The 10,691-nt window shown below is 72.6% G+C and carries 10 protein-coding genes; 4 read left to right on the top strand and 6 right to left on the bottom strand.

Features of this window, described 5'->3' with window-relative positions; all coding sequences use genetic code 11:
• Positions 1 to 378: 378 nt before the first annotated feature.
• From ACLQ21_RS12475 to ACLQ21_RS12465, 3 genes are read right to left on the bottom strand one after another with little or no spacing between them, the layout of a single operon-like run.
• Complete coding sequence (locus ACLQ21_RS12475) at positions 379 to 1,473, bottom strand: NADH:flavin oxidoreductase/NADH oxidase (RefSeq protein WP_425664124.1); 1,095 nt, start codon at positions 1,471 to 1,473, stop codon at positions 379 to 381.
• Positions 1,470 to 2,381: a methylisocitrate lyase gene (prpB, locus tag ACLQ21_RS12470; protein WP_425664123.1), complete on the bottom strand. Its 912-nt coding sequence runs from the start codon at positions 2,379 to 2,381 to the stop codon at positions 1,470 to 1,472. Before prpB ends, ACLQ21_RS12475 begins: the two co-directional genes overlap by 4 nt.
• On the bottom strand, positions 2,381 to 3,886 hold the full coding sequence (locus ACLQ21_RS12465; RefSeq protein ID WP_425664121.1) for an MmgE/PrpD family protein: 1,506 nt from the start codon (positions 3,884 to 3,886) through the stop codon (positions 2,381 to 2,383). Before ACLQ21_RS12465 ends, prpB begins: the two co-directional genes overlap by 1 nt.
• 115 nt (positions 3,887 to 4,001) lie before the next feature.
• Here ACLQ21_RS12465 and ACLQ21_RS12460 point away from each other — a divergent pair, with 115 nt between their 5' ends.
• The 3 genes from ACLQ21_RS12460 to ACLQ21_RS12450 all read left to right on the top strand — a co-directional run bounded on the left by ACLQ21_RS12460 (position 4,002) and on the right by ACLQ21_RS12450 (position 6,282).
• On the top strand, positions 4,002 to 4,655 hold the full coding sequence (locus ACLQ21_RS12460; RefSeq protein ID WP_425664120.1) for a hypothetical protein: 654 nt from the start codon (positions 4,002 to 4,004) through the stop codon (positions 4,653 to 4,655).
• A gap of 153 nt (positions 4,656 to 4,808) precedes the next feature.
• Positions 4,809 to 5,486: a hypothetical protein gene (locus tag ACLQ21_RS12455; RefSeq protein WP_425664118.1), complete on the top strand. Its 678-nt coding sequence runs from the start codon at positions 4,809 to 4,811 to the stop codon at positions 5,484 to 5,486.
• A gap of 94 nt (positions 5,487 to 5,580) precedes the next feature.
• Positions 5,581 to 6,282, top strand: a complete 702-nt coding sequence (locus ACLQ21_RS12450) for a hypothetical protein (RefSeq protein WP_425664116.1) — start codon at positions 5,581 to 5,583, stop codon at positions 6,280 to 6,282.
• Between the two features lie 57 nt (positions 6,283 to 6,339).
• Here the strand turns inward: ACLQ21_RS12450 and ACLQ21_RS12445 are convergent, their stop codons facing one another.
• Together ACLQ21_RS12445 and ACLQ21_RS12440 are read right to left on the bottom strand one after the other, a co-directional pair.
• Positions 6,340 to 6,999, bottom strand: coding sequence for a class F sortase (locus ACLQ21_RS12445; protein WP_425664115.1), 660 nt, complete (start codon positions 6,997 to 6,999; stop codon positions 6,340 to 6,342).
• Between the two features lie 26 nt (positions 7,000 to 7,025).
• Complete coding sequence (locus tag ACLQ21_RS12440) at positions 7,026 to 7,799, bottom strand: hypothetical protein (protein ID WP_425664113.1); 774 nt, start codon at positions 7,797 to 7,799, stop codon at positions 7,026 to 7,028.
• Between the two features lie 226 nt (positions 7,800 to 8,025).
• Here ACLQ21_RS12440 and ACLQ21_RS12435 point away from each other — a divergent pair, with 226 nt between their 5' ends.
• Positions 8,026 to 8,649: a hypothetical protein gene (locus ACLQ21_RS12435; protein ID WP_425664111.1), complete on the top strand. Its 624-nt coding sequence runs from the start codon at positions 8,026 to 8,028 to the stop codon at positions 8,647 to 8,649.
• A 21-nt stretch (positions 8,650 to 8,670) separates the two neighbouring features.
• Here ACLQ21_RS12435 and ACLQ21_RS12430 read toward each other — a convergent pair whose 3' ends face one another.
• Positions 8,671 to 10,392, bottom strand: a complete 1,722-nt coding sequence (locus tag ACLQ21_RS12430) for a DEAD/DEAH box helicase (RefSeq protein ID WP_425664355.1) — start codon at positions 10,390 to 10,392, stop codon at positions 8,671 to 8,673.
• Between the last annotated feature and the right edge of the window lie 299 nt (positions 10,393 to 10,691).

Below are 10,691 nucleotides of genomic sequence, written 5' to 3'. Positions count from 1 at the left end.
TATCGAGATCAGAACCGCTCGAGCTCAGCGTAGGTCGTCTCGATACGCGGCCGGCTGCGCCGGCAGCTACTCGACGAACGGGAGGGGCGGCCGGCCGCGCCCCTCCCCGCTGATCGAGCAGCTGCCGCAGGCCGCGCCCCGCCCCGCTGATCGAGTAGCTGCCGCAGGCCACGCCCCTCTCCGCTGATCGAGTAGCTGCCGCAGGCCACGTATCGAGATCAGAACCGCTCGAGCTCAGCGTAGGTCGTCTCGATACGCGGCCGGCTGCGCCGGCAGCTACTCGACGAGCGGGAGGGGCGGCCGGCTTCGCCGGCAGCTACTCGACGAGCGGGAGGTGGGCAGCTGCTCGACGAGCGGGCGGCGGGGCGGGAGCGGGAGTCAGCGGGTGCGGGCGGGGACGCGGCGGGCTCGGGTGTACTGCGGCGGCCACACCGACGCATCCGGCACGTCGTCGAGCTCCGTCTCGGCGGCGAGCGCCCAGTGCGGGTTGCGCATCCACGCGCGCGCCAGCATGACCGCGTCGGCGTCGCCCTCGGCGAGCACCGCCTCGGCGTGCGCCGCCTCCTCGATGAGCCCGACCGCGTTGACCTTCGCGCCCGTCGCGGCGCGCACGGCCCGCGCGAACGGCACCTGGTACCCCGGCTCGAGCGGGATCTCCTGCCGCGGGTCGAGTCCGCCGGAGGAGAGGTCGAACCAGTCAGCGCCCGCGGCGAGCGCGACCCGCACGTGCTCGATCGTCATCGCCGCGTCGATGCCGCCGTCGACCCAGTCGGATGCGCTCAGCCGCACCATGAGCGCGGCGTCCGGCACCGCGGCGCGCACGGCTTCGACGACGCGCTGCAGCAGCAGCGTGCGGAGCCCCTCGTCGCCGACGCCCCACTCGTCCTCCCGTTGGTTGGACAGCGGCGAGAGGAACTGGTGCAGCAGGTAGCCGTGCGCCGCGTGGATCTCGACGACGTCGAAGCCGGCGGCGGTCGCGCGGCGCGCCGCGGCGGCGAACAGCTCCGGCAGCGCCGCGACCTCGTCCGACGCGAGCGCGCGGGGCGCCGCGTACCGGCCGAACGCATCCGGCCCGGCGCTCACCGTCTGCCAGCCGCCGTCCTCCTCGGCGACCGATCCCCTGCCGCTCCACTCGCGGTAGGTCGACGCCTTGCGGCCCGCGTGCGCGAGCTGCACCGCCGGCACGGCGCCGTGGGCACGGATGCGCGCCGCGATCGGCGCGAGCGCCTCGGCCTGCGCGTCGTTCCACAGGCCCAGGTCCTGCGGCGAGATGCGGCCGATCGGCTCGACCGCCGCCGCCTCGGTCATGACGAGCCCGGCACCGCCGCGCGCGAACGAGGTCAGGTGCTCGCGGTGCCAGTCGCCCGGCATGCCGTCCTGCTCCTCGCAGGAGTACTGACACATGGGCGACACCCACGCGCGGTTGCGCACCTCGATCGGCCCGAGCTGCACAGGCGAGAACAGCACGCTCATCGCTGCTCGCTCCCGGGCACGTCGAAGTTGAAGACGCCCTCGTCGAAGGTGTTGTAGGCGGCGTAGTCGTTGAGCTCGTAGAGGCGCGCGCGGGTCTGCATGCGCTCGACGGCACCGTCGAGGGTGCCGGTCTCGTTGAGCAGCCCGAGCTCGCGCTCGATGGCGCCCATCGCGATGCGCAGCAGCGAGACCGGGTGGATCGCGATGTTGACGCCCACGTCCTGCAGCTGCTGGTGGGTGAAGAGGGCGCTCTTGCCGAACTCGGTCATGTTGGCGAGGATCGGCACCTGCACGGCGTCGCGGATGGCGGCGAACTCCTCGAGGCTCGCCATCGCCTCGGGGAAGATCGCGTCGGCGCCGGCCGCCTCGAGCGCCTTGGCACGGTCCTTCGCGGCCTCGAGACCGGACACGCCGCGGATGTCGGTGCGGGCCATGATGACCAGGTCCGGGTCGCGGCGGGCGGCGACGGCGGCCGCGATGCGCTGCACGGCGAGGTCGAGGGACACGACCTCCTTGCCGTCGAGGTGGCCGCACCGCTTGGGGTTGACCTGGTCCTCGAGGTGGAGGCCGGAGACGCCGGCGTCCTCGAGCTCGTGCACGGCGCGGGCGACGTTCATCGCCTCCCCGAAGCCGGTGTCGGCGTCGATGAGCGTCGGCAGATCCGTCATGCGGGAGATCTCGCGGCCGCGCTGGGCGACCTCGGTGAGCGTCGTCAGGCCGATGTCGGGCAGCCCCAGCTCGGCGGCCATGACGGCGCCGGAGATGTAGACGCCCTCGAAGCCGAGCTGCTGGATGAGCGGCGCGGTCAGCGGCGTGAACGCGCCCGGGAACCGCTGCAGCGTGCCCGAGGCGAGCCCGGCACGGAGCGCCTGCCGCTTCTGGGACGGGGTGACCGTCGTGGACAGCACTAGAAGAGGCCCTTCGTCGTGCCCTGGTCGACGGTGCCGGCGGGGGCGAAGACGGTCAGCTGCCGCACCTCGTCGACGCTCAGCTCCGGCAGCCGCTCCACCAGCCCCAGGAAGCGGTCGATCTCCGCATCCTCGATGATGCCCTGCGCCAGGGTGCGCAGCTTGTGCACGTACTCCGCACGGCCGAACGGGCGCGCCCCGGCCGGGTGCGCATCCGCGACCGAGATCTCTGCCTCGAGCACCTCGCCCGAGGCGAGCGTGACGACGATGCGACCGCCGAACGCCTTCTTGTCGGGGTCGGGGTCGTGGTACCGCTCGGTCCACACCGGGTCCTCGAGCGTGGTGATCTTCTGCCACAGCTCGACGGTGTCGGGCCGCTGGGCGCGCTCGGGCGCGTACGAGTCGACGTGGTGCCAGCCGCCGTCCTGCAGCGCGACCGCGACGATGTAGGGGATGGAGTGGTCGAGCGTCTCCCGCGATGCGGTCGGGTCGTACTTCTGCGGGTCGTTCGCGCCCGAGCCGATCACGAAGTGCGTGTGGTGGCTCGTGTGCAGCACGATCGACGCGACGTTCTCGGGGTCGCGCAGCTCCGGCCGCTCGGCCGAGAGGCGGCGGGCGAGGTCGATCCACGCCTGCGCCTGGTACTCGGCGGAGTGCTCCTTCGTGTACGTGTCGAGGATGCCGCGCTTCGGCTCGCCCGGCGCGGGCAGCGGCACCTGGTACGCGCCCTCCCAGCCGTCGAGCAGCCAGGCGATCACGCCGTCCTCGCCCTCGTAGATCGGCACCGGGCTCGTCTGCCCGCGCATCGCGCGGTCAACCGACTCGACCGCCATCTTCCCCGCGAACGCGGGCGCGTGCGCCTTCCAGGTGGAGATCTCGCCCTTGCGCGACTGGCGCGTGGCGGTCGTCGTGTGCAGCGCCTGACCGATCGCCTGGAAGATCGTCTCCGCGTCGAGGCCGAGCATCGTGCCGATGCCCGCCGCCGCCGACGGGCCCAGGTGCGCGACATGGTCGATCTTGTGCTTGTGCAGGCTGATCGCCCGCACGAGGTCGACCTGGATCTCGTAGCCGGTCGCGATGCCGCGCACCAGCGCGCGCCCGTCGCAGCCGACGTGCTGCGCCACGGCGAGGATCGGCGGGATGTTGTCGCCCGGGTGCGAGTAGTCGGCCGCCAGGAACGTGTCGTGGTAGTCCAGCTCGCGCACGGCGACGCCGTTCGCCCACGCCGCCCACTCCGGGCTGACCCGGTCCTCGATGCCGAAGACGGCGGCGCCCGGAGCGTACGCGTGCCGCTGCGCCTGCTCCCGGGCAGAGACGACCGGCGGCCGGTTGAGGCTCGCGATCGCGACCGATGCGTTGTCGATGATGCGGTTCGCGATCATCTCCACCACATCCGCATCCACCTCCACCGGGTCGACCGCGACCTGCGCGATCTTCCATGCCAGCTGCTCCTCACGGGGCAGGTTCTCGGCGCTCTTGTGGGCTCTCACGTCATGGTGCTGCATGCTGCCGAGCCTAGCCGGGGCCGCTCGGAGCGCTCGCGCGGCGGCGGAGGTCGCCCCTGCCGCACGGGGCGGCTCCGGCGTACGATCGGCGCCGACCCTCGAGGAAGAGGCGGCCATGGCACGGCCCCGCGCTCGCGCATCCCACCCGCACCCGGCGCTCGCGGCCGCCGCGGTCGCATCCGTCGCGGTGATCGGCCTGACAGCGTGCGGCGGCGCACCCGACCGCACCTACGTGGGCGCGACGGCGATGCCCGCGGCGTCGGCCATCGCGCCGGGGCCCGACGTGACGTGCGGCGACGGCGTCTTCACAGAGGGCGACGACAAGGGGCAGGTACCTGAGGGCTTCCTCCGCCCCGGCTTCGCGCTGCCCAGCGCACTCGACGGCTTCGACGTGCTCTGCACGATCTCGTGGACGATGCTCATGAACGACTGCGAGATGCAGTTCTCGCGCGCGTTCCTCGACGGCGGCGCCGACGGCGACCGCCGACGCGAGATCGATGAAGCGCTCATCGCCTGGTCGACCGCGCACGGACTGACGAAGACCGAGATCGGCATGTTCGACAACACCCGCAGCTACGGCATCGACGTGAACCCCGACGACGGCGGCGTCATGACCCTGCTGCAGTGGGATGCGGTGAGCCGCTATGAGGGCGCGGGAGCCGTGCAGCGCCACGCCGACGAGGCTGGGATCCCGCTCGACGGCGGGGATGTGCGGGTCATGTGGCAGGTGTGCCCGGCGCTGCAGGGGTGGGAGACGCCGCCGTCGTGACCCGGTGATCAAGAGTTCCGCGACTGGCGCTGAGCAGACGCCCTCGCTCGCGCGGACCGTGGCCGAATCGTGACCGGCCTCTCGGCCGGCAGGCGGCGGAACCTCGGATACTGGCAGGACGCGCCTGAGGCGCCCGCACCGAAGGAGCGCTCCATGCGATCGACCACCGCACTCGCAGCCGGCGCAATCGTGCTCGCCGCCATCACGGGCTGCGCGCCGTCAGCGCCGCAGGTCACGCCGGAGCCGTCGTCGCCGGTACCGACGGAGCAGACGAGCGAGGCGACGACGCCGCCCGCACCGACGCCATTCGGCCCCACGCCATCCGCGTCTCCCTCGCCCAGCGCATCCGGCGACGACGATGCTCGCTACTGCGGCGACGAGTATGTGCTGTCGGTCATCAGCGGCGGGCCGGTCGGATGGGAGGGCACGCCGGAGGAGCAGCTCCAGTCCGCGCAGCCGGAGGGCGTGTTCCAACCGGCCGATGCGATCGACGGCCTCGACGTCGTGTGCGTCGTGACGTACCGCATCCCGACGGACGGCAGTCCCGGCGTCGCCGTCGTCTCGGAGGCGGTGCTCGAGCGGGACGACGACGTGTTCGAGGAGCTCGAGGCGTGGGCGACCGCGAACGGCTACGAGTCACGGACGGGCCAGACCGGCTTCGTGGAGCGCGAGGCGCCGCTGAATGCCGACGGCACCTCGACGATGAAGATCTTCTGGGCACCGCTCGACGGGGACGATCCGATGATCGGCAATGCCGCCGACATCCTGCGCCTCTCGGGCGCCGACCCGGATGCGGTGCTGGTGTGGCACGCCGACTTCACCCAGGGATAGGGCTCGGCTTGAGCGAGCCGAGCAGGCGGATCCAGCACTCGCACCGGCTCTCAGCCGGCGCACGTCGACGCAGCGCAGACCGATCGGAGACCCCATGCGGCTCGCAGTGCCTCTCGTGCTGCTCGCGACGCTCGCGCTCACGGCATGCGCCCAGCCGGGAACGACGATCGATGCGAGCGACAGTCCATCGCCATCGCCATCGTCGCCAGCATCGTCGCCGGAGTCGACCGCGCCGACCGCGCCGAACGGCGAGCAGGGCTCGACGACTGCCTCTCCCACGACCAGTGCCACCGCGAGCGCCGCTCCGCTGGTCGCAGCGACCGGCGTACCGCTCGACGAGGCACCGGCATGCGGAGACGGCGTCGTGCTCGCCGCCGCGATGGTCGATCTCGACTCGCCGGACGCCGCGGGCTGGCTCGCGGTCGCCGAGCCCGCGGTGGGCTTCGAACCGGCTGCGCTGCTCGACGGTGCGGCGGCGGTGTGCACCCTCACCTTCCGCACGGAGCCCGACGGCGCTGAGTCGGTGGTCGAGGTGTCGCACGCCTACGTCCGAGGAGACGACGTCGGCGCGCTGCTGCAGTCACGGGCGGTGGCCGAGGGCTACTCGGCCGTCGCGACCGAGGAGTCGTTCCCGCTGGCGTTCGAGTCCGCCGCGGAGCCGGGCACGCGCCTCGAGGCGTTCCCCCTCGACTGGGATGCGCTCGGCTCGAACGGAATCGACTGGCATCGGCAGATCTCGGGCTTCGCCCTCGAGCCGACGGACTGGGTCGTGATCCACACGAGGCCGTCGCGGTAGGCACCCGGCACGTCGCCCGAGGATGACGGCGATGCGGGCGACCGCGGGGGCCTTCTCCTACGCGTCCCCGACGAGCCTCGCGAAGACGACGAAGTTGTTCGGGTACCGGGCGTCGGGGTCGTCGCCCTCGTGGCAGGTGATGAGGCGAAGCTCAGCGCCCGGGACCGGGAAGTAGACCGCTCGCGTCGGGAACTCGTCCTTCGCGAACGTCTCGAGGCCGTACACCTCGAAGACCGCCGTCGATCCGTCCTCGCGTGTGACGGTGATCTCGTCACCCGGCTGCAGCCGTGGCAGGTCGTAGAAGACGCCGCTGTCGTCGGTGGTCGAGTTCACCTGCCCGAGCAGCACGGATGCGCCCCGCTCGCCCGGCGTGGGTGAGCCGTCGTACCAGCTGGCCGGGGAGCCCTCCTCGCCGGGCGGCACCTCGAGGGTCCCGTCCTCGCGGATTCCCGTGCGGATGAGCGGCGCGTCGAGACCGACCGCCGGGATGGCCACGCTCACCGGCGCCGACGCATCCATCATCGGCTCGTCCGGCGCCTGTGTCGGTGTCGAGGGCGCGGGCGTCTCGGCCGGCGGTGCCTCGGATGGCGCGGCGGAGCCGGCCGAGGTCGGCGACGCGGCCGGTGCTGCCGTGGGCTCGTCGGAGCTGGAGCCGCACGCCGTCAGCCCGAACAGGAGGGCCGCCGCCCCCGCCGTGAGGCGGAGGCGACGGCTCATGCTGCGATCCATCATGGTGACTGGAGTCAGTTGTCGCGGACCACGCGACGACCGACGACGTAGGCACCGGCGGCGAGCATCACCGCGAGCGTGCCGCCCATTGCGACGACGCCGAGGGCGCCGCCGTTCGCACCTGCGTCAGCGACGGTGGTCACGTCGGTGTCGACGCCACCAGCCGGTGCCGCGTCGAGCGCGCCGCAGAGCGCGGGCGAGGTGGCAGCGAGCGGCAGCTCGGGCACCAGGTCGCTCGGGCTCGTGCCCGACTCGGGCTGCGTGGCCGGGTCGAGGCCGTGCACCACGACGACGGCGGTGCCGGCCTCGAGGGCGTCATGCGTCGCCTGGTCGATCTCGAACGTCTCCTCGTATGCGATCGTGGCACCCGACGGCGCAGCCGCCAGGTCGAGGCCGCCGGCCGGGCTCTTGTCGGCGTCGCCGACCGACAGCGTCGTGCCGATCGCGCCGTAAGAGGGCCCGCCCTCCGTGGTGCTGATGATGCCGTCGCCGTTCTCGTCGGCACTGTCGCTCGGGCACAGGCCCTGCGCGCCGATGTGGATGTGCTGCACGTGCGGGTACGGGGCGCCGTCGAACTCGGCGGCGAGGCCGGATGCGTTCAGCGTGACCGTGGCGGTGGTGCCGTCGACGTCGATCCAGACCTCGCCGGATGCGCCGCTGCTGTTGATCTCGTCGAGCATCGCGGAGTACGAGTGAGGGCCGTCGTGCGCCATCGCGGGCGCTGCGCCGAGCATGACGATGCCGAGCCCGAGCGCTGGGGCTGCGAGCAGAACTGCTTTGTTCTTCATGAGATGGACCTCTTCCTGAGGAACTCGGGCACAAGGCTTGTGTCCTGGTACCTCGGCGTTCGGCGCGCTCCGCATGACGGATTGGAATGGTCCGCGCTGGCGGCTGAGGCCCGCCGCCCCAATCCGACGAGCGCGCGGCACCGAACTCCTCATGCAGGCGAGCTCTCGCCATCGCCGGCGCACCGGAGCCAGCCACCGAAGCCAGCCAGAAGATCGGATCGTTCGCATGGACCTCAGGACCCGCCTCGCCGCCGTCGCCGTCGCGGCACTGCTGCTGACCGGCTGCGCATCGGCGACGCCCGCTCCCGATGGCTCCGTCGCCGGCGCCCCCGCAGCGGAGGCGACGCACACGATGCCCGACGGGTCCGTCATGGCCGGCTCCGAGCACGGCGCCCACGGCGCTCAGAACGCCGAGGAGCCGTCCGACGCGGCGCAGATGATCTGCGCCGGGCAGGTGACGAGGGCGATCACCTCGATGCTCGACCTGCAGGGCGAGGTCGAGCCGACCTCCACATGGAACGAGCCGACGTTCACCTGCACCTACGACATCGACGGGGCGCCGCTGATGCTCAGCGTCGACGACGCCACCGACCTCGAGGCGGGCGAAGCGCACTTCGACGGGCTGCAAGGCACGGTCGACGGTGCGAGGGACATCGAGGGGCTGCTGGCGCTCGGCATGCCGGCCTTCACCACGGACGCCGGAATCGTCGCCTTCCTGCGGGACGGCAAGACGCTGCTCGTCGACGCGACCAGGCTGCCGAGCGAGCTCGCGGGCGGCACGATGACCCGCGACGAGGTGGCCTACGCGGTCGCCTCCGCCGTGCTGGTCTGCTGGGTCGAGCACGACTGACGGCGGGGCGCTCGCCCACGCTCAGCGCTTGTCGACGACCTTGCGCAGGTATCGGATGCGGTCGCGCAGCTGCTGCATCGACGCCTGCGCGACCGGCGGACCGCCGCAGACTCGCCGCGCCTCCGCGTGCACGAGCGCGTGCGCCTCGCCGCGCCGCTTCGCCGCGATCGCGACGAGCGAGTTGAGCAGCTGCCGCTCCTCGCGCATGTTGCGGTAGAGCGGCTCCGGCGCCTCCTGGTTCGGCGGCCGGTCGCGGATGCGCGCGGCCTGCCGCGCGTGCCGCCGCTTCAGCAGGTCGGAGACGTCCTCCGCGTCGAGGAGGCCCGGGATGCCGATGAAGTCCATCTCCTCCTCGGTCGCCGGCTCGACGAGCTGGCCGAACTCGGCGTCGCCGAAGAGCACCCGGTCGAAGGTGGCGCTCGACTCGAGCGGCTCCCACGTGAACGGCGCCGCCTCGCGGTCGTCCTTGTCGCCGCGCTCGGCGGCATCCATCGCGTCGTCGTCGAGCAGCTGGTCGTCGGCCTGCTCGCGGTCGAGCGCGTGGTCGCGCTGCCGCTCGAGCTCGGCGGCGAGCGTCAGCAGCGGCGGCACCGACGGCAGGAAGACGGTCGCGACCTCGCCGCGGCGGCGCGAGCGCACGAAGCGGCCGATCAGCTGCGCGAAGAACAACGGCGTCGACGAGCTCGTCGCGTAGACGCCCACCGCCAGCCGCGGCACGTCGACGCCCTCCGACACCATCCGCACGGCGACCATCCAGCGCTGCGTGCCCTGCGAGAAGGCGCTGATGCGGTCGGATGCGCCGGCGTCGTCCGAGAGGACGACCGTGGGCTCCTCCCCCGCGATGTCCCGCAGGAGCTGCGCGTACTGCCGCGCCTGTGCCTGGTCGGTCGCGACCACCAGGCCGCCCGCATCCGGCACGGTCTGCCGCACGTGCGTGAGCCGCACATCTGCGCTGCGCAGCACCTGCTGGATCCACGCGCCGCCGGGGTCGAGGGCGGTGCGCCAGGCACCGTTCGTGATGTCCTTCGTGTCGCCGTGGCCGAGCGTCGCCTTCATCTCGTCGCCCATCGACGTGCGCCACTGCATCGTGCCGGCGTAGGCCATGAACAGCACCGGGCGCACGACGCCGTCCTTGAGCGCGTGGTCGTAGCCGTAGGCGTAGTCGGTGCGCGAGAGGCGGATGCCACGCTCGTCGCGCACGTACTCGACGAACGGGATGGGCGCGGTGTCGCTCCGGAACGGCGTGCCCGTGAGCGACAGGCGGCGGGTCGCGGGACCGAACGCCTCGAGCACCGCGTCGCCCCAGGAGAGCGCGTCGCCCGCGTGGTGCACCTCGTCGAGGATGACGAGGCTCGGCGCGGAGCGGGTGATGCGCTCGTGCACCGGCGGCCGGGCGGCGACCTGCGCGTAGGTGACGACGACGCCGTGGTACTGCCGCGGGTAGTCGCCGTCGCCGTTCGAGAAGTCGGGGTCGAGGCGGATACCGGCGCGGTGGGCGGCGTCGGCCCACTGCTGCTTGAGGTGCTCAGTCGGCGCGACGACGGTGATGCGGGAGACGGCGCCGCGGCGCAGCAGCTCGGAGGCGAGCCGCAGCGCGAACGTCGTCTTGCCGGCGCCCGGGGTCGCGGCGGCGAGGAAGTCGCGCGGCTCGGTCGAGAAGTACTGGGTGAGCGCCTCCTGCTGCCATGCGCGCAGCGGCTGGGCGGTGCCCCACGCGGCGCGTTCCGGGTAGCTCGGCGGCAGGTGGTCGGCCGCGTAGGTGCCGAAGTGCGGGCCCTGATCCGTCGCCTGGGCGCCGGCCTGCTGGCCCGCGTGCTGGAGCCACTGCTGCCCGGAGTACGACCCGAACGGGGTCTCGAAGGGCTGGCTGGTCACTCGCTCCATCGTAGGCGCGACGGCCCACGCGCGGCGCCTGCGCGTGTCGCGCATCCCCCTTCCAGTCTCAACGTCGCGGGTGGTAGCTCGAGGCGGATGCGGCGGCGTAGTACCACCCGCGACGTTGAGATCTCGTCGCGGATCCAGGGGCGTGCGCCTAGGCTGAC

This window comes from Agrococcus sp. DT81.2, from assembly GCF_049844935.1.
Lineage (GTDB): Bacteria > Actinomycetota > Actinomycetes > Actinomycetales > Microbacteriaceae > Agrococcus.
This window is presented reverse-complemented; position numbering and strand designations above follow the sequence as displayed.

Coding starts and splice junctions, on each gene's coding strand:
- ACLQ21_RS12460 (WP_425664120.1), top strand. CDS start 4,002: ATGGCACGGCCCCGCGCTCGCGCATCCCACCCGCACCCGGCGCTCGCG.
- ACLQ21_RS12455 (WP_425664118.1), top strand. CDS start 4,809: ATGCGATCGACCACCGCACTCGCAGCCGGCGCAATCGTGCTCGCCGCC.
- ACLQ21_RS12475 (WP_425664124.1), bottom strand. CDS start 1,473: ATGAGCGTGCTGTTCTCGCCTGTGCAGCTCGGGCCGATCGAGGTGCGC.
- ACLQ21_RS12450 (WP_425664116.1), top strand. CDS start 5,581: ATGCGGCTCGCAGTGCCTCTCGTGCTGCTCGCGACGCTCGCGCTCACG.
- ACLQ21_RS12440 (WP_425664113.1), bottom strand. CDS start 7,799: ATGAAGAACAAAGCAGTTCTGCTCGCAGCCCCAGCGCTCGGGCTCGGC.
- ACLQ21_RS12435 (WP_425664111.1), top strand. CDS start 8,026: ATGGACCTCAGGACCCGCCTCGCCGCCGTCGCCGTCGCGGCACTGCTG.
- ACLQ21_RS12465 (WP_425664121.1), bottom strand. CDS start 3,886: ATGCAGCACCATGACGTGAGAGCCCACAAGAGCGCCGAGAACCTGCCC.
- ACLQ21_RS12445 (WP_425664115.1), bottom strand. CDS start 6,999: ATGAGCCGTCGCCTCCGCCTCACGGCGGGGGCGGCGGCCCTCCTGTTC.